An 18,183-nucleotide genomic window follows, 5' to 3' on the forward strand; every position below is an offset into this window, starting at 1 on the left:
TTACAACATTCCTTTCGTTGACGGCACACCTTTAACACGAGGATCGATCTGTGTGGCATCGTCAATAGCTCGAGCAAGCGCTTTGAAAATTGCTTCGATCATGTGGTGTGTATTGAAACCGTAATGCACAATCACGTGCAAATTCATGCGCGCTTCTAACGCCAGTTTCCATAAAAATTCGTGCACAAGCTCCGTATCGAATGACCCGACCTTCTCACTCGGAAAATTTGCACGAAATTCCAGATGCGGTCGGTTGCTCAAATCCACGATCACTTCAGCTAGCGCTTCGTCCATCGGTACTTTTGCTTGTCCGTAACGCTTGATACCTTTTTTATCACCGAGTGCTTCCTTTAACGTTTCACCGAGGCAGATGCCGACGTCTTCAGTCGTGTGGTGGTCGTCCACTTCAACATCACCGTTTGCTTGAACAGTCAAATCAAAATGTCCGTGCTTCGTAAAAAGTTCCAGCATGTGATTTAGAAAAGGGACTGGGGTAACAATCTGACTATTTCCCTCTCCATCGATAGAGAAGCTTAGCTTTATTTGTGTTTCATGTGTATTACGTTCAATAGACGCAGTACGGGTCACGAGCGTTCCTCCTTCTTCCAAAAGCGAGATTCAACAGCTCTAGCGTGCGCCTCTAGCTGTTCTTGACGAGCAAATGTGGCAATCGCCTCAAAGTTTTGGGTGAGCGCCTTTTCGCTATAAGCAATGATGCTAGATTTTTTGATAAAGTCATCCACGTTTAGCGGACTTGAAAATCGAGCTGTTCCATTAGTCGGCAACACGTGATTCGGCCCCGCAAAGTAATCACCAACAGATTCCGAGCTGAATCGACCAACGAAAATCGCTCCCGCGTGACGAATGCTACCAATGAGTCCAAAAGCGTTTTCTACGAGTAACTCAACGTGCTCCGGTGCCAACTCGTTTACTGCGTCTACAGCTTCTTCCAAAGAATCAGCTACATAGATGGCTCCATAGGCTGCAAGTGATGCTCGAGCGATATCTGCGCGCGGCAACTCAGCTACTTGACGCTCCACTTCTTTCGCTACCTTCTCCGCTAGCGACTGCGAGGTTGTCACTAAAATTGAAGAAGCCCGCGGATCGTGTTCAGCTTGGGAAAGTAAATCTGCCGCTACTTCATCGGGGTAGGCTGTGTCGTCTGCGAGCACTACAATTTCACTAGGTCCTGCAATCATGTCAATGGCAACGTCGCCGAACACTTCCCGCTTTGCTAGCGCAACGTAAATATTCCCAGGCCCCACAATTTTGTCAACAGGCTGAATCGTCTCCGTTCCGTAAGCAAGAGCCCCTATAGCTTGAGCTCCCCCTACTTTATACAGCTCTTCGACACCTGCTTCTTTGGCTGCTACGAGAATACTGGGATCAACTTCACCCGTTTTTTGTGGCGGTGTGACCATTACGATTCTTTTTACACCTGCCACAAGGGCTGGTATTACATTCATTAAAACGGATGAGGCAAGCGGAGCGGTTCCACCTGGTACATATACGCCCACTGCGTCTAAGGGAGTAATTTTCTGGCCCAGAATCGAGCCGTCAGTTTCTGTCGTCATCCAGCTCACACGCTTTTGCTGCTCATGAAACTTGCGAATATTTTGGGCTGCTTGACGAATGACTGTAATGGCTTCTTCGTCTATCTGCTTATAAGCATGGCGCATTTCCTCGTCAGAAACGGCTAAATTGCCTATCGTTACACCGTCAAATTTTTGTGTGTAGCGTTTTATCGCGATATCCTTTTCGCTCCGAACGGCTGCAAGTATTTCTTGAACTGTCTTTCGTTGTTCCTCTGTTCCTTGTTCGACAGAGCGACGTAAAGAGACGGCTTTTGTTAGGCGCTGAATCTTCATGACCTAGCTTCCTCCTGTTTCCCATGTTGTACAACTTTGCTCAACCGTGCGACCATCGGTTCAATGACGTCATCCTTCATCCGATAGCTTGCAGGGTTAACGATTAATCGAGAAGTAATATCCACAATCTTTTCGTATTCAATAAGTCCATTTTCCTTTAATGTACGACCAGTAGAGACAATATCCACGATTCGGTCTGCTAAGCCGATCAGTGGGGCAAGTTCAATCGAACCGTTCAGTTTAATCATCTCTACTTGCTCGCCTTGTTCACGAAAATAACTACTCGCAACTTTCGGGTACTTAGTGGCAATCTTCGGGGCGATCTGTTGTAGGTCGGTGTTTGGAATGCCTGCAACGGCTAAATAGCACTCACTAATTTGCAAATCGAGTAGCTCGTACACATCCCGTTCCTCTTCTAACAATACGTCTTTTCCAGCGATTCCGATATCGGCCACACCGTATTCTACATAGGTGGCGACGTCCATCGGCTTTGCAAGGATAAAGCGCATGTTTTCTTCCGGTACCTCGATAATTAATTTGCGAGATTCCTCGAACTCGGGAGGAAGACGATAACCTGCTTTTCGCAAAAGGCCTAGTGCTTCTTCAAAGATTCTCCCCTTCGGCATAGCAATCGTTAACTGTTGATCTTCCATTACTCGTTCCCTCCCTTGCGCATATCAATGACTCGTGCACACGCTCCAAAAAACGCAGTGAGTTCCTCGACACCAGCTACATGCTGCAAAATAACACGCTGATTGGTCGAACGGATTTTTTTAGCCTGCTCTACAGCTTCTGTGCGTGATTCATCGTCAAACAACACGCCATACGGTGTCGAAAGAGGATTAGGGGCTGGGAGCGCTTCTAATAGATGGTCAACACGAATCGCAAACCCTGTCGCTGCATGCTGCGTACCGAACTGGCGGACGAGCTGATTGTAGCGCCCTCCGTTTCCAATCGGAGCACCCACATCTCCTGCGTATACCTCAAACAACAAGCCAGTGTAATACGTCATATGGCTGACGAGTGTTAAATCCAATTTTACCGTTGCCTCTACTTGATAGTCTTTCAAATGGGCAAACATCGTATGAACGTCACCTAACGCATTTCGTTCTTCTTCTGTTTGAATTAAGGATTCGGCACGTTGGAACAGGTCCTCTCCTCCGCGCAAATGTAAAAATTGGCGGAGACGCTCTTCCTTGGCTACTTGTAACTGAAAGGATTCAACTGCCTCACCGTAACCGACTAAATTCTTTTCATAAAGAGCTCGAAGCAACGCATCCACTTGTTCAGCCGTATCTAAGTTTGCACGAAAAAAAGCTTTGACAAATCCAATATGACCGAGCAAAAATTTAAAAGAGCGCAAGCCCACCGCACGTAATGCCTCATCCGCGATCGCAATAATCTCCGCATCTGCCGCAAAGGTTTTGTCCCCAATCAGCTCGACACCTACTTGGGTAAACTCCGCTGGTCGTCCTCCTTCTCTCTGCTGGGCACGAAACACGTTTTCTTCGTACGCCAAACGCAAAGGAAGGCGCTCTTTGGCTAACTTAGACGAAGCGACTCGTGCTATCGGTGATGTCATGTCAGGTCGTAGCACTAACGAATGTCCGTCACGATCCATAAGCGTAAATAGTTGCTGTTCTTCAATAGCCGATACTCGACCAATCGTGTCAGAATATTCTACTGTAGGCGTACCGATCATCCGATATCCCCACGATTGCATAGTGGAACACATTCCTTCTACAACCGTCTTCTTCTTTTCATAATGTTCAGGGAGTGTATCGCGCATCCCCATTGGTTTTTCAAACATAAATCGCTTTGACATGTGAGTCACCTTACTTTCCGAAAACATCTCTATACGTTCTTGTCCCCCATTTTCTTGTAGGAGAAACACGTTTAAAATATCTGATTACTTTAGTTCGCTAATATGGTAGTAAAATGAAGTATAACGATAGTGTACTTGCCTCCTATCTTTGCGTCAAGAGATAATGCTTGATTTTGAAATACAACGGCTGTTTTCTAAAAGATTGTTGCTTCTTTTATAGAGTCTCATTGCACAATAGCTATATGATGCGACGTAATGCAAATCATATTGCTAAATATCGCTCCGGAAATACACGTAGACTCCTGCGGGAAAGCGAAGTGTATTTCCGCAGCGTATTCTAGCAGTTTCTTCATTACGTCGCATCATGAGATTACTGTATAGTAAAAACAACAAAGAATACGAAATCAGTCGATACAAAAAAGAATAGACTTCCATTACAAAGGAAGTCTATTCTTATTCCGGCATGCGAATCATTTGCATCGGGTTGCCACCTACAAATGCACCTGCTGGAACGTCTTTATGTACAAGTGTGGCTGCAGATACAATCGCATTGTCTCCGATCGTAACACCAGGCAGAATCGTTGTATTGGCACCAATTAAGACATTATTGCCAATCACAACTTCACCTACCCGGTATTCTTCTATTAAATATTCATGCGCTAATATTGTGGAGTTAAACCCAATAATACAGTTATCCCCTACCCGGATCTTTTCAGGAAACATCACGTCTGGAAATACCATGAGCGCAAACGACGTCGTTCTCCCAACAGACATCCCTAGAAAGTGCCGGTACATCCACCGTTTCCAGCTGACGAATGGCGTGTAGCGCGCCATTTGAATCACAACAAAATTGCGCGCCACCTTCCAAAAAGAAACGGTGTCATACATACGCCAAAGGGAATTCTCACCTTTCACCGGATGACGAGTCGTCCGTCTCATCTATTTTTCTCCTCTAAAAACGTGAGCAGGTCGTCCATTGTATGCAAGATGACATCGGGTTTTAGGTCTCGGAGAAACGCTTCACCTTTTAATGACCAACTAACTCCTGCTGTCAGCGTACTAGCCCTTTGACCAGAGAGAATGTCGTGGGAATTGTCCCCAACCATCACCGCCTCTTCTGGGTTCGACCCTAGTAATTCCAGAGCTTTTTGTACTGGCTCTGGATGAGGTTTGGCATGTTCCACTTGATCAAGTCCAATAACGACTGGGAAAAATTCATCCAATCCAGTTAAACGCAACCCTTTTTCTACCGTAGCTTTAATCTTTGTAGACACAATCGCCAATTTGTACCCCTGTTCGTGTAAAATACGAATCGTTTCGTATACACCGTCGAACGCTTGCACAAGCGCATCGTGGTTCTTCAAGTTGAATGATCGATACGTTGTCACCATTTCGTCCAACTCATCAGGTCTGACTCGCTGAAACGAATCCTGCAGCGGAGGCCCCATGAATTGAAGCAAGTCTTCTCTTGAATAGGTTTGCTCGGGTACATGCCTGCGAAACGTATGCTCGAATGATTGTAAAATCAATTCATTCGTATCTAATAATGTTCCATCTAAATCAAACAGAATGGTGTTGATGCTTTTGTTGTTCATACAAATTACTCCTTTTCTGCCTTCGATTCCATATGGTGGCTACGACTAATGTTAATATAACGGCGACGCCTAACCTAATGAGAAGCAGTGGCCATACCGGAATACCCAACGGAATAAAAATGAGTGTATCTTCCACAACCGCATGACACGCAACTAAAAAGATAAAAGCGAGCGTTGCATCCTTTTTGCTCACCCCGTCTTCTTTCACTGCCTGGATCATAACGCCTGCTCCGTACGCAAGACCAAATACCAAGCCTGCTGCCATCGTGGTTGACGTATTCGGTTGCATACCTAATGCTCGAGTCACCGGTGCCATCCACCGCGAGAAGACAGTCAAACCACCACGATCCTTAATAACTTGAATGGCGACCATTAGCGGAATAACAATGATGGCAAGTTGTAATATCCCCACCGTTGCACTCCAAATCGCTTCAAGGACGATGGCACCCCAACCTTCGATCACTTCTTCGCTTTGCGAAACAAAGCCGTATTGCGCTCGTTCGCTACCACCAGACCAAATGAGGTTGATGACAACAGCAGCTACAATCGCCAAGCCTATACGGGTCACTAATATAATCCAAAGCTTTACGCCAGTTTTCAGCGCTACACCCGTTTCAATCAGTAAGTTATGGGAGAACGATAACATCACCGCCAACGTAAAAACTTCCTTGACGGTAAGGTCGAGCGTAAGGATAGCACCAATTCCCGCATATAAATTCAACAAGTTCCCTAGCACGAGCGGAATAGACGCTTCACCAGGGAGGCCCAGTACACTCATTAAAGGCGCCATCATTTCCATAAGCCATGGAAAAACCGGCGTGTATTGCAAAAGAGTCACGATAAGGGTAATAGGGAAAATAACTTTCCCAAGCGTCCACGTTGTTTTCAGACCCACTTTCAACCCTTTTCCTATGGATGCTTTCATTGCCTGTACCTCCCTGTTGTAAGGTGAGCACCTGGACCTATTTGCTTTATTATTTGTCCAAATACCTTTTATCTGCCTTACCCGTTTTCCGACGAACGATGAGTACGGCTAAAGCACCCACAATCAATACAACAGAAATCACTTGGGCTATGCGCAAATCTGCCGTTAACATGAGGCTGTCAGTCCGCATGCCTTCAATAAAGAAACGTCCGAAAGAGTACCAGATGATATAAACTAAGAACATTTCTCCACGGCGTAAGTTGACACGACGTAACCATAGAAGTAATAGGATCCCTGCAGTGCTCCATAGTGATTCATACAAAAATGTCGGGTGATAGTAAACTCCATCTATATACATTTGGTTAATGATCCAGTCAGGCAAAAACAGCCCTTCGAGAAACTCGCGTGAGACCTCTCCTCCATGCGCTTCTTGGTTCATAAAGTTTCCCCAACGACCAATGGCTTGCCCCACCAAAATACTCGGTGCAACAATATCCGCCAGCTTCCAAAACGAGATTCCTTTTACCTTGCAGAATATGATACCTGTTAGTACTGCCCCAATTAACCCGCCGTGAATGGCGATGCCACCTTCCCAAATTTGAATGATTTGACCAGGGTTTTGAAGATAATAGTCTAGTTCAAATAGTACGTAATATAAGCGCGCACTTACAATTGCAATCGGTATAGCCCATAACAGAAGGTCTGCAATAATATCTTTGTCAAAACCTCGTCTGTCCGACTCACGCATCGCGAGCCATAATCCTAGAAAAATGCCCAATCCAATCAGGATCCCGTACCACCTCACTTCGAGGGGACCAAGGTCTAATGCTATGGGGTTCAATGGTTCCATTGTTCGTCTCTCCCTACTAATTAGTCTAGTTCTTTATCAGCATCTACGATCACATGATTCAATTTCTCTGTAAATTGCTGTGCCGCGTTTACACCCATTCGCTTTAAACGGAAGTTCATGGCAGCCACTTCAATAATAACAGCTAAGTTTCGACCTGGACGGACAGGAATCGTAAGCTGCGTAATGTTCGTATCAATGATCCGCATCTTTTCTTCATCAAGTCCTAACCGATCATACTGTTTTGTCGGATCCCATAACTCTAAGTTTATGCAGAGTGTAATCCGTTTAAAGCTCCGAACGGCTCCTGCTCCGAAAAGCGTCATCACATTAATAATGCCTAATCCTCGTATCTCTAACAAGTGTTCAATAAGCTCGGGTGCGCTACCAACGAGTGTGTCTTCATCCTCTTGACGAATTTCAACACAGTCGTCTGCCACGAGGCGATGTCCTCGCTTAACAAGTTCTAAAGCTGTCTCACTTTTTCCGACACCGCTTTTCCCCATAATCAGAACACCGACTCCATAAATATCGACGAGTACCCCATGAATGGCCGTTGTTGGGGCAAGTTTCCCCTCTAGGTAATTAGTGAGGCGACTGGAAAGACGCGTGGTCTTCATAGAAGAACGCATGATCGGAACGCCTTCTCTTCTAGAAGCCTCGATTAACTCATCAGGTACCTCTAGTCCCCGCGTGACGATAATACCTGGAGTAATATCTTGGCATAGCCCAGCCATTCGATCACTTTTTTCCTTTTCTGAAAGCTTTTGAAAAAAAGTAAGCTCTGTTTTTCCGAGTAACTGAATGCGTTCTGCAGGATAATAATCAAAGTATCCAGCAACCTCTAAGCCAGGACGAGATAAGTCACTCGTCACGATTGGTCGGTGCACCCCTTCTTCACCACTCAGGAGTTCTAAGTGGAACTTTTCAATAAGATCTTCTGTGCGTACCTTCGCCATCATGATCCTCCTTTCAAACAGGGGCGTTCTTACAATCTGTTGTTACAATATTCCATAACGATACCATGAGATAGAGCCCTAATGACGTAATCCTAGTTCATACATTACGACCCATCGTTCGTTATTGTACCACGAATTTTAGCGCATTCTAAACTCTTATAGAGAAGTTGAGAATTGTTCACATCTTTCAATAAACTTTCAGGAAGCTTGCCTTGATAGTAGGTTATGTAACACTATTGGTATATACATATACATTTCATTTTGGTATAATTATTGTATACAAAATTTAAAACGCAAAGAGGGAAACGCAATGTGGATCCGAAATGTGCACGTCGTAACTGAAAGTAAAATGTTGCCCTCATCGAGTGTGCGTATTCAAGAAGGGAAAATTGCTGAAATTAGAAAATCACATGTTCCCATCGAAGACTCTATGGACGGGAAGGGACTCTTTCTTATGCCAGGTTTTATAGATATTCACATTCATGGGGCCCACGGAGCAGACGTCATGGACGGCACACTAGAAGCATTAGAAACCATATCGCAAACATTACCGCAAGAAGGAACGACATCATTTTTAGCAACGACGTTGACTCAAAGTAAAGCTGCTATTGTAGAGGCTTTGCGTACGGTAGCTACTTTCCGAAAACATTCTACTTGCTCTGGTAGTGAATTACTAGGTGTTCATTTAGAGGGCCCCTTTTTGGAGCAAAAACGAGCTGGTGCACAGCCGAAAGAGTATTTGCGCCGCCCAGATGTATCTTTGTTCGATGAGTGGCAGCTGATAGCTGGGGGGGCGATTCGTATTGTTACACTTGCTCCAGAAATTGCAGGAGGATTGCAATTGATTCAGCACCTACACAAGCAAAACATTATTCCTTCTATTGGGCACTCTGACGCACTAGGTCATGACATGGTACAAGCAATCGAGTCCGGCGCTTCCCAAGTGACCCATATGTACAATGGTATGCGTGGCTTGCACCACCGTGAACCAGGCGTAGCAGGTATCGCCTTACAGCGGGAGGAGCTATTCGTAGAGATGATCGCTGACGGAGTGCACGTTCGTCCGGAAGTCGTCGATGTGACGATTCGAGCGAAAGGCGTAGACCGAGTGCTACTTATTACAGACGCCATGCGCGCAAAAGGACTTAAGGATGGCTCATATAGCTTAGGCGGGCAGCCCGTTTCTGTACAAGGAAAAGAAGCTCTCCTTCCAGATGGAACACTCGCTGGTAGTGTTCTAAAAATGAACGAAGTCATTCCCTTCTTACTCCAATTAGGATACTCACTCACTGACATCGCCAAAATGACGAGTACGAATCAAGCCAAACGATTGCGATGTGACGACAGAAAAGGGTCTATATCTGTTGGTAAAGATGCGGACTTCGTATTGGTCGATCTAAACGGAAACGTGCACGAAACTTGGATTAGGGGTCATTCTGTTTACAAGAAAGGGGGAGAGGACTTTGAACATTGAGGTATGTAAACAAGCGGAAGATGTGGGGATAAAAGCAGCTGAACTCGTTGTCCAGGAACGAAAGCAGACCTCTTCATTTGTACTCGGCTGTGCCACGGGTGGTACCCCCATCCCTTTTTACCGTGAGCTAGTGAGTGCGCATTACGCCGGTAGAATCTCCTTTACCGACGTTCAGACGCTCAATTTAGATGAATACGTCGGTTTATCCCAAAACGATCCTCAGTCCTACTACGCGTATATGCAGGAGCACTTATTTCAGTACGTAAATTTGCCCTCAACACATACGCACTTACCAAACGGGACAGCAAATTCATTGCCAGAAGAGTGTAGGAGGTATGAATCGCTTTTCACATCCTACCCTGTCGACGTGCAAATTTTAGGCCTCGGTCATAATGGACATATTGGATTTAACGAACCGGGATCTTCTCTAAACTCCACAACGAGAATTGTCAAACTTGCCGAGGAAACAAGGCAAGCAAACGCACGTTATTTTTCTTCTGCTGAGGAAGTGCCTTCAAGGGCCATCACCGCAGGGATCCGTACCATAATGCGAGCAAAGCACATCGTTCTACTTGTGAGTGGTGAGAACAAAAAAGCAGCTATGACACAGCTATTAAATACACGTCAAGCAACTGAACAGTTTCCCGCTTCTGTGCTGTGGACTCATCCCCAAGTGACCATTTTCGTAGACGAGGCAGCTTGTCCCGAAGCAGTGTCTACGATTTGAGAACAATTCGAAAAGCGGTACTTCTCGATTCACGAGTTGTACCGCTTTCTTTACCTATGCCTTTTTCTCCGAAGGCATGATATACACAAGTGTCGCATAAACCAGTAAACTTGGGATAAACCCCCGGACTACAAACACCACCATGTATAACAGACGAATGAGTGTTGAATTCATCCTTAGCGATTTCGCGATGCCACCACATACTCCGGCTACTTTTCGATCGTTTTGCTCACGAACCCAATTCACTGTCATTCCCTCCTTCGCTTTCCTTACAAGCGTTAGGAAGATGAAACGGAAGCCGATTTAATTGTAATGGTACCTGTTTTCGTTTGTGCAAACAAATGCACGGTTGGCGGCAGTCCCTCTTCGTGTTGCAGACGAAACCGCTTGGAAAGCCAATCTTCTTTTTCGCGCACAGACCTAGTGTTAGGCAATGAAACATTCACTGTGCCAAAGTTCGTTTCACAATCACCTGTGACAACGGTTCCGGATGGAAGTTGGCATTCAATGCTTCCGGTACTTGCCTTCGCATAAATTGCTTCGGTTTTTGCACTGCGAGGAAGAATCAATAAATTTCCATTAAATGACTGAACGTCAAACGAGCGAATTTCTCCCTCACACGTGATTTTTCCATTAAGTGTTTCTGCATCGAGACGATCTGCAATAATTTGCTTGCAATGAATCGTCCCATTTGCTGCTTCGGCTTCTATCTGCTCCGCTTGACAATGTTGCATCGTCAGCTTCCCGTTTCCTGTCTTCACTTGTAGCTTGTTTGCTACTAAGTGTTCTCCGAAAAAGCTCCCGTTAACCAACTTCCCTCGAATCACTTCATACGATTGTGACGGAACGTGAAGAACAGCCTTTACTTTTATCAACTTAGGCTGAGTCGCTAAGCGTAACATTCCTTTGTGAACGTTACACTCCGTCTCTTTCAAGAAGGTTTTCTTCGCTTCTTCAGGATTATCGGCGCGGTAAACAGTCGCTTCACAACGGACTTGTGCATAAGGCTCATCCCAAGGTCGGATTTCGACTGAACCGTACGTAACGTCTACGTGAATCTCATCAATGGGCGCTTCCTCTAATAGAAACACATGGGAGATTTTTTCATACTTCGTCACCTCATGCTCAATGTCCTTTACCTTTTGGATCGCTTGGTTTAGAAAACTTGATAATCGTTCTTTTCGGGATCCGTCCTGTTCCTTTTTCTTGTGATCCTCTCCATTTGACAGAAACCATGTATCAAGTGAATCATCGTTTTCTTCTATGTGTTGAAGTTGATCCATCGCCTCTTCGACTGAAAGCTTTCCTTCTTGGACTAGACGCAAAATTCGTCTTCTCTCAGATGTTGACACGTGCAGTCCTCCCTTTAACGTTAAAATACTCCTCCATTTTCTTGTAGAACTTGAATTCCTTTTATCACGTTCCAAATGAGTATAATGAAATCGACGATAACCATGATGATGATAAACAAGACTCCTCCAAAAGCAAAAGCATCTGTACCAGCTATCGCCCCGCTAATCACAATGGCTATACCAATTATAAATAAAATAAAGGGTAGCAAATGTGATAAGAAAGCCGCCTTAGCATGGCGCTTCACATATTCACTCGATGTAATAAAGTACACGACGATCGGAAAGAGAAAGCCAGCAAAGAACAAACTAAAGTAGCAAAGTGACGCCAAAATTTGCCCTGTTCGTTCTGTTTTTGACATAAAACACCCTCCCTTCCTGTTCCTCTTTCACTATACGCGAAGGACAGGCGAAAGGTTTCATACCTGAATCAATTTCATAATTGCTCTTTTTAAAAATACACAGACCAGCAGAATAGTAGTTACTTAAAAATTTTCTTGATTCGTACCGCTTGAACAAGGTTGTTGATTTCCGCTACAGGCGGACGCTTTCCGGAGCGATACTTAGCAACATGAATTTGCATTACGTCGCATCATATAGCTACTGTGTAATGAGATTTCATTAATAAAGCAACAATCTTTTAGAAAACAGCCTTTATTTTTAAACATAGGGTCACAGTGTCACTTTTTCAGCAATCCGTGTCTTCATTCGTTCTTGATCTCGTTCTAGGACCGGTTTTAAGTAACGTCCCGTATAAGAGGCAGGGTTTTCAGCCACTTGTTCTGGTGTGCCAGTCGCGACAATCATCCCCCCTTTATCTCCTCCTTCAGGTCCGAGGTCCACAAGATAATCGGCAGTTTTGATTACATCTAGGTTATGCTCGATGACAAGCACTGTATCACCATTTTCCACGAGACGTTGCAAGACGACGAGCAATCGAGAAATATCGTCAACATGCAATCCTGTTGTCGGTTCGTCCAAAATATAAAGTGATCTCCCAGTCGATCTTCTATGCAATTCTGACGCTAACTTAACCCGCTGTGCCTCGCCACCAGAAAGTGTCGTCGCGGGCTGTCCAAGTCGAATGTACCCAAGACCGACATCAGCAAGCGTTTGCAGTTTGCGCTGAATGCGTGGAATGTTCTCGAAAAATTCAAGTGCATCCTCTACGGTCATCCCGAGCACGTCAGCAATTGTTTTTCCTTTGTACGTGACGTCAAGTGTTTCACGGTTGTACCTTTTTCCGTGGCACACCTCACACGGAACGTACACGTCAGGAAGAAAGTGCATCTCGATTTTAATAATACCGTCCCCACGGCATGCCTCACAGCGTCCACCTTTCACATTAAAGCTAAAACGTCCTTTTTTGTAGCCACGCACTTTTGCCTCATTCGTTTGGGCAAACACATCCCGAACATCGTCAAACAGACCCGTGTACGTGGCTGGGTTGGAACGAGGTGTTCTTCCGATTGGCGACTGATCAATGTCGATCACCTTTTCAAGATCGTCAAGTCCATCAATAGCTCTGTGCTGACCGGGTTTCGCCTTAGCTCTATTCAGTTTTTGGGCAAGTGCCTTGTGTAGGATTTCGTTCACTAACGTACTCTTACCAGAACCGGAGACACCTGTTACGGCAAGGAATAGACCAAGCGGAAATTGAGCAGTGACGTTTTGCAAATTGTTCTCCACTGCACCTTTAACTGTCACCATCCGTTTTTTATCGGGCTTTCGGCGTTTTTCTGGAATCGGGATGAACCTTTTCCCTGAAAGATACTGACCAGTTAACGATCCAGCATCGTCCATGACCTCTTGCGGAGTACCTGCCGAAACAATATCACCACCGTGTACACCAGCTCCTGGACCGACATCAATTAAGTAATCGGCAGCAAGCATCGTATCTTCATCGTGCTCAACAACGATTAGCGTGTTTCCGATATCTCTCATATTTTGCAACGTTTGAATGAGCCTGTCGTTGTCGCGTTGATGCAACCCGATGGAAGGCTCATCCAAAATATACAAAACTCCTGTGAGACGTGAGCCAATTTGTGTCGCAAGTCGAATACGCTGCGCCTCACCACCTGACAACGTGCCGGCGGACCTGCGCAACGTCAAATAGTCCAGTCCGACGTTACGAAGAAAGCCAAGTCGTTCGTCAATTTCCCTCAGAATGAGGCGAGCTATCTGTTGGTCTTTTTCAGAGAGTTCCAGCTGATGAAAGAACTCATACGCCTCAGTAATTGATAGCTCCGTTACTTGCCCAACGTGTCTCCCCCCTACTTTCACCGCCAACGTTTCGGGACGTAGCCGATGACCTTCACAAGTAGGACACGGTTGTTGCGCCATGTATTTCTCCATTTGCTCACGAATATAGTCAGAGCTTGTTTCCCGGTATCTACGCTCGACATTCGGAACAACGCCTTCAAACGCAATGTACTGCTCGCGAATTTGACCGAAGTCATTTTCGTAACGAAAGTAAATGTCTTCTTCCTTTGATCCATACAACAACATGTCGAGCTGCGACGTAGTTAGTTGGTGTAGCGGAACAGTGCGATCGATACCATGATGATCACATACTGCCTCTAGCATTCGCGGGTAATATTGAGAGCTTGTCGGTTCCCACGGTGCAAACGCATGCTTCTCAATAGAGACATCTTTATTAGGTATCACTAAATCGACATCAACTTCCAGCTTAGAACCGAGTCCATCACACTCAGGACAGGCACCAAAAGGAGAGTTGAACGAGAACATACGTGGCTCTAACTCACTTATCGAAAACCCGCAATGAGGACAAGAATGATGCTCGCTGAATAACAGCTCCTCTTCTCCAATAACGTCGATGACTACTTTACCGTCGGCCAGTCGCAGGGCTGTTTCTAATGAATCTGCTAGACGTGACTCTACTCCCTCTTTTACGACAATCCGATCGACAACTACTTCAATTGAATGCTTTTTATTCTTTTCTAGAGTAATTTCTTCTTCTAAATCCATCATCTCACCGTTCACACGAACGCGGACATAGCCTTGCTTTTTAATATCCTCTAGCACTTTAACATGAGTTCCTTTTCGACCTGAAACGATCGGCGCCAATACTTGAAACTTTGTGCGCTCAGGAAACTCTAAAATCCGGTCTGTCATTTGCTCAATTGTTTGGGATGTAATTTCGACACCATGAATCGGACAAATTGGTTTTCCAATTCGTGCAAATAACAATCGCAAATAATCATAGATTTCTGTAACCGTTCCTACCGTAGAACGCGGATTACGACTGGTCGTTTTTTGATCAATAGAGATCGCTGGGGACAATCCTTCGATCGCATCGACATCTGGTTTGTCCATTTGACCTAAAAATTGACGCGCATACGCAGACAACGATTCAACGTATCGGCGTTGTCCTTCTGCATAAATCGTGTCAAAAGCTAAAGAAGACTTCCCAGACCCAGACAATCCCGTCAACACGACGAGCTTGTCTCTCGGTATATCTATATCAATGTTTTTTAAATTGTGCGCGCGCGCTCCTCGTACGGAAATCGATGTTTGTACCACGATTGCCTCACCTCTCTGCCTTCAATTCCAATAACAAGTCTCGCAGTTCAGCTGCCCGCTCAAACTGCAAATCCTTCGCTGCTTGCTTCATTTCTTGCTCGATCTGTTCGATCATCTTCTCGCGTTCTTTCTTCGTCATCTTCGCAGGATTCGGTGCCGCCGGATACGCTTCCTCCACCTCGGCCACTTGGGTCGCCCGAATCACGTCACGAATTTCTTTCCGAATCGTTTGTGGCGTAATACCATGCTTCTCATTAAAAGCTTGCTGCGTTTCGCGTCGACGTCTCGTTTCATCAATCGCATAACGCATGGAATCTGTCATCTTATCTGCGTACATAATGACCTGTCCATTCGCATTCCGTGCCGCTCTACCCATCGTTTGTATAAGAGAACGATGCGAGCGTAAAAACCCTTCTTTATCGGCGTCCAAGATCGCAACGAGAGACACTTCCGGAATATCCAACCCTTCTCGTAACAGGTTAATTCCTACTAATACATCAAATGTTCCCATCCGCAAATCACGAATAATTTCGATTCGTTCTAATGTTTTAATCTCAGAGTGCAAGTAGTTCACCTTCACGCCTGCTTCCTTCAAATAAGCAGTCAAATCCTCAGACATCTTTTTCGTCAATGTCGTGATAAGCACGCGCTCGTTACGACTTACGCGATCTTGAATTTCCCCAAGTAGATCATCAATTTGACCTTCAATGGGTCTGACATCAATTGTAGGATCTAACAACCCTGTAGGACGAATGATTTGTTCGACCATTTCAGGAGTATGCTCGATTTCGAAAGGTCCCGGTGTTGCGGATACGTACAAGCTTTGATACACCTTTTCTTCAAATTCCCCAAATTGAAGCGGACGGTTGTCCATTGCAGACGGTAAACGGAAGCCGTGATCGACCAATACCTTTTTCCGTGCTTGGTCACCATTATACATACCGCGTATTTGTGGAAGCGTCACATGTGATTCATCCACGACGAGCAAAAAGTCCTCTGGAAAATAGTCTAACAACGTATACGGAGTTGCCCCCGCTGATCGTAATGTTAAATGGCGCGAGTAGTTCTCAATCCCCGAACAAAATCCCATTTCCCGCATCATTTCAAGATCGTATTGAGTTCTTTGCTCAAGGCGTTGAGCCTCTAACAATTTGTCCTCATCGCGCAATGCTTTCAGCTGTTCCTCAAGTTCTGCCTCAATATTCACGATCGCCTTTCTCATCTTTTCTTCTCGCGTAACGAAGTGAGATGCAGGGAAAATGGCGACATGATCGCGGTCTCCAAGAATCTCTCCTGTTAATGCATCCACTTCTCTTATCCGGTCAATTTCGTCGCCGAAAAACTCAATGCGAATACATTGTTCGTCGCGAGAAGCTGGAAATAACTCCACGACATCTCCGCGCACTCGAAACGTACCGCGTTTAAAATCAATATCATTCCGTTGATACTGTACATCTACCAGTCTTCTGAGCAACTGATTTCGCTCAATTTCCATTCCTACGCGCAAACTAACAACGAGATCCCGGTATTCTTCCGGCGAACCGAGACCGTAAATACAAGAGACACTCGCAATAATGATGACGTCTTTTCGTTCAAATAGAGAGGACGTTGCTGAGTGCCGTAGTTTGTCAATTTCGTCGTTAATGCTAGCATCCTTCTCGATATAAGTATCCGTCTGCGGTACGTACGCTTCCGGCTGATAGTAATCATAGTAACTAACAAAATACTCCACGGCGTTATTTGGGAAAAACTCTTTAAACTCGCTATAAAGCTGTCCCGCCAACGTCTTGTTATGCGCGATAACCAAAGTCGGCTTATTTACTTGCTGAATGACATTCGAAACTGTGAACGTTTTTCCAGTTCCAGTTGCCCCAAGAAGTGTTTGATGCTTTTTACCTTCTTGAACTCCTTGGACTAACTTTCGAATCGCTTCAGGCTGATCACCCTGCGGCTCGTACTGTGATTGCAAATGAAACGTATCCACCGACATACACCCAACTCCCTCCTACTCCGCTACACTCTTTCGTTATTATTAGTTTACCACAATGTTTTCCAATCTAACCACTAAAAACCGAACAAACATTCGATTTTATTGTAGCATACTGATTATGTTTTGCGAAAATAGTATGGCTTAAATGGACGATGGCATTTTGTGGCTTCTGTTTAGTTTAGGATTTTTTCGCATAATGTGTTGCTATTGACATGTACTGCGACATAATATACGCTCCGGAAATTCACTACGCTTTTTGAGAGTCACTATTCCATTATAAAAAGGTGTTTTCTAAAAGATTGTTGCTTTTTTAATGAAGTCCCATTACACAGTAGCTATATGATGCGACGTAATGCAAATCATATTGCTAAATATCGCTCCGGAAATACACTTCGCTTTCCGCGGGCTCGAGTCGAGCCTCCTCGCTCGCAAAGAACGCTCCCTGTGGAGGCCCACAGGACGTGGGTCAGAAAGGCGTTGCCACAGGACGTGGCGCTCTTAGCCTTTCCTCCTTTTCAGCGTCTTCGCTTTCCCGCAGGAGTCTACGTGTATTTCCTCCGCTAGTTTTGAACTTACATTGTACGAAGAAAATGCTGAGTTCATTCTTAAGGAGTGCACGTGTATTGTCTCGCTAGTATTAAACTTACTTACTTAATAAGGGAAGTTTTGTAATCGCTATCCATTCGTTGATTGCAGCGGAAATCAACATAGCATTACGTCGCATCATGAGATTACTGTATAGTAAAAACAACAAAGGATACGAAAAGAGCCTTATAAAAAAAAGCGTACAAGTCTCTAAAGAAGAGGACCTGTACGCTGTTATGATCTATATAGACGACTCCGCTTTCTCTTGCTGTAACTTCCATCGTCTCGCAAAATAAAACCCCACGGTTAACGACAGAGCATCTACCCAAACGAGTCCCCCACCATGTGTGTATCCTTTATAGGCTGAAGCACTGATAAGCGCGAGCGTGATGAGGAGACCTACGTAATGATTGTACGTAATCCGTGTAAAGAAGAAGACGAGTAACCCAGGAAGAAAAAAAGCAGCCATCGTTTTGTCCATCATGGTCATACGCCT

17 protein-coding genes are annotated in these 18,183 nt (G+C 45.1%); 2 read left to right on the forward strand and 15 right to left on the reverse strand.

Annotation, left to right across the window (positions count from 1 at the left end; translation table 11 throughout):
* From hisB to hprK, 9 genes are all read right to left on the reverse strand, one after another.
* A complete protein-coding gene (gene hisB / locus HHK01_RS12985) occupies window positions 1–588 on the reverse strand; it encodes an imidazoleglycerol-phosphate dehydratase HisB (protein WP_170008171.1) in 588 nt (195 codons plus the stop codon).
* Window positions 585–1,868, reverse strand: a complete 1,284-nt coding sequence (gene hisD / locus HHK01_RS12990; RefSeq protein WP_170008172.1) for a histidinol dehydrogenase — start codon at window positions 1,866–1,868, stop codon at window positions 585–587. The genes hisB and hisD overlap by 4 nt, the downstream gene beginning before the upstream one ends.
* Window positions 1,865–2,521: an ATP phosphoribosyltransferase gene (hisG, locus tag HHK01_RS12995; protein ID WP_170008173.1), complete on the reverse strand. Its 657-nt coding sequence runs from the start codon at window positions 2,519–2,521 to the stop codon at window positions 1,865–1,867. Before hisG ends, hisD begins: the two co-directional genes overlap by 4 nt.
* Window positions 2,521–3,693: an ATP phosphoribosyltransferase regulatory subunit gene (locus tag HHK01_RS13000; RefSeq protein ID WP_170008174.1), complete on the reverse strand. Its 1,173-nt coding sequence runs from the start codon at window positions 3,691–3,693 to the stop codon at window positions 2,521–2,523. Before HHK01_RS13000 ends, hisG begins: the two co-directional genes overlap by 1 nt.
* 453 nt (window positions 3,694–4,146) lie before the next feature.
* Entirely contained in the window at window positions 4,147–4,632 is a 486-nt protein-coding gene (locus HHK01_RS13005; protein ID WP_170008175.1) for an acyltransferase, read from the reverse strand.
* Entirely contained in the window at window positions 4,629–5,288 is a 660-nt protein-coding gene (gene ppaX / locus HHK01_RS13010; RefSeq protein ID WP_170008176.1) for a pyrophosphatase PpaX, read from the reverse strand. Before ppaX ends, HHK01_RS13005 begins: the two co-directional genes overlap by 4 nt.
* On the reverse strand, window positions 5,254–6,213 hold the full coding sequence (locus tag HHK01_RS13015; protein ID WP_170008177.1) for a nucleoside recognition domain-containing protein: 960 nt from the start codon (window positions 6,211–6,213) through the stop codon (window positions 5,254–5,256). Before HHK01_RS13015 ends, ppaX begins: the two co-directional genes overlap by 35 nt.
* Before the next feature lie 49 nt (window positions 6,214–6,262).
* On the reverse strand, window positions 6,263–7,063 hold the full coding sequence (gene lgt, locus HHK01_RS13020) for a prolipoprotein diacylglyceryl transferase (RefSeq protein ID WP_170008178.1): 801 nt from the start codon (window positions 7,061–7,063) through the stop codon (window positions 6,263–6,265).
* Window positions 7,064–7,083: 20 nt separating this feature from the next.
* Window positions 7,084–8,019 carry an HPr(Ser) kinase/phosphatase gene (gene hprK / locus HHK01_RS13025; protein WP_170008795.1) on the reverse strand — a complete coding sequence of 312 codons (936 nt, stop codon included), beginning with the start codon at window positions 8,017–8,019 and terminating at the stop codon, window positions 7,084–7,086.
* 310 nt (window positions 8,020–8,329) lie between these two features.
* On the opposite strand from hprK, the gene nagA reads away from it, so the two are divergent.
* Window positions 8,330–9,493 carry an N-acetylglucosamine-6-phosphate deacetylase gene (gene nagA, locus HHK01_RS13030; protein WP_170008179.1) on the forward strand — a complete coding sequence of 388 codons (1,164 nt, stop codon included), beginning with the start codon at window positions 8,330–8,332 and terminating at the stop codon, window positions 9,491–9,493.
* Window positions 9,483–10,220, forward strand: a complete 738-nt coding sequence (gene nagB, locus HHK01_RS13035) for a glucosamine-6-phosphate deaminase (protein ID WP_170008180.1) — start codon at window positions 9,483–9,485, stop codon at window positions 10,218–10,220. Before nagA ends, nagB begins: the two co-directional genes overlap by 11 nt.
* Window positions 10,221–10,274: 54 nt before the next feature.
* On the opposite strand, the gene HHK01_RS13040 is transcribed toward nagB, so the two are convergent.
* The 6 genes from HHK01_RS13040 to HHK01_RS13065 form a co-directional block, all read right to left on the reverse strand.
* Window positions 10,275–10,466 carry a PspC domain-containing protein gene (locus HHK01_RS13040; protein WP_170008181.1) on the reverse strand — a complete coding sequence of 64 codons (192 nt, stop codon included), beginning with the start codon at window positions 10,464–10,466 and terminating at the stop codon, window positions 10,275–10,277.
* 32 nt (window positions 10,467–10,498) lie between these two features.
* A complete protein-coding gene (locus HHK01_RS13045; RefSeq protein ID WP_170008182.1) occupies window positions 10,499–11,572 on the reverse strand; it encodes a DUF4097 family beta strand repeat-containing protein in 1,074 nt (357 codons plus the stop codon).
* Between the two features lie 20 nt (window positions 11,573–11,592).
* Entirely contained in the window at window positions 11,593–11,931 is a 339-nt protein-coding gene (locus HHK01_RS13050) for a magnetosome magnetite crystal formation protein family (protein ID WP_170008183.1), read from the reverse strand.
* Window positions 11,932–12,241: 310 nt separating this feature from the next.
* Complete coding sequence (uvrA, locus tag HHK01_RS13055; protein ID WP_170008184.1) at window positions 12,242–15,112, reverse strand: excinuclease ABC subunit UvrA; 2,871 nt, start codon at window positions 15,110–15,112, stop codon at window positions 12,242–12,244.
* Between the two features lie 7 nt (window positions 15,113–15,119).
* Complete coding sequence (gene uvrB / locus HHK01_RS13060; protein WP_170008185.1) at window positions 15,120–17,102, reverse strand: excinuclease ABC subunit UvrB; 1,983 nt, start codon at window positions 17,100–17,102, stop codon at window positions 15,120–15,122.
* Window positions 17,103–17,928: 826 nt separating this feature from the next.
* Complete coding sequence (locus HHK01_RS13065) at window positions 17,929–18,177, reverse strand: CsbA family protein (protein WP_407646911.1); 249 nt, start codon at window positions 18,175–18,177, stop codon at window positions 17,929–17,931.
* Window positions 18,178–18,183: the final 6 nt, after the last annotated feature.

The organism is Bacillus fonticola (assembly GCF_012955605.1).
Classification (GTDB): domain Bacteria; phylum Bacillota; class Bacilli; order Bacillales; family JC228; genus Bacillus_CG; species Bacillus_CG fonticola.

Coding starts and splice junctions, on each gene's coding strand:
- HHK01_RS13050 (WP_170008183.1), bottom strand. CDS start 11,931: ATGTCAAAAACAGAACGAACAGGGCAAATTTTGGCGTCACTTTGCTAC.
- hprK (WP_170008795.1), bottom strand. CDS start 8,019: ATGGCGAAGGTACGCACAGAAGATCTTATTGAAAAGTTCCACTTAGAA.
- uvrB (WP_170008185.1), bottom strand. CDS start 17,102: ATGTCGGTGGATACGTTTCATTTGCAATCACAGTACGAGCCGCAGGGT.
- nagA (WP_170008179.1), top strand. CDS start 8,330: ATGTGGATCCGAAATGTGCACGTCGTAACTGAAAGTAAAATGTTGCCC.
- HHK01_RS13005 (WP_170008175.1), bottom strand. CDS start 4,632: ATGAGACGGACGACTCGTCATCCGGTGAAAGGTGAGAATTCCCTTTGG.
- HHK01_RS13000 (WP_170008174.1), bottom strand. CDS start 3,693: ATGTCAAAGCGATTTATGTTTGAAAAACCAATGGGGATGCGCGATACA.
- hisG (WP_170008173.1), bottom strand. CDS start 2,521: ATGGAAGATCAACAGTTAACGATTGCTATGCCGAAGGGGAGAATCTTT.
- HHK01_RS13015 (WP_170008177.1), bottom strand. CDS start 6,213: ATGAAAGCATCCATAGGAAAAGGGTTGAAAGTGGGTCTGAAAACAACG.
- ppaX (WP_170008176.1), bottom strand. CDS start 5,288: ATGAACAACAAAAGCATCAACACCATTCTGTTTGATTTAGATGGAACA.
- HHK01_RS13065 (WP_407646911.1), bottom strand. CDS start 18,177: ATGACCATGATGGACAAAACGATGGCTGCTTTTTTTCTTCCTGGGTTA.
- lgt (WP_170008178.1), bottom strand. CDS start 7,063: ATGGAACCATTGAACCCCATAGCATTAGACCTTGGTCCCCTCGAAGTG.
- hisD (WP_170008172.1), bottom strand. CDS start 1,868: ATGAAGATTCAGCGCCTAACAAAAGCCGTCTCTTTACGTCGCTCTGTC.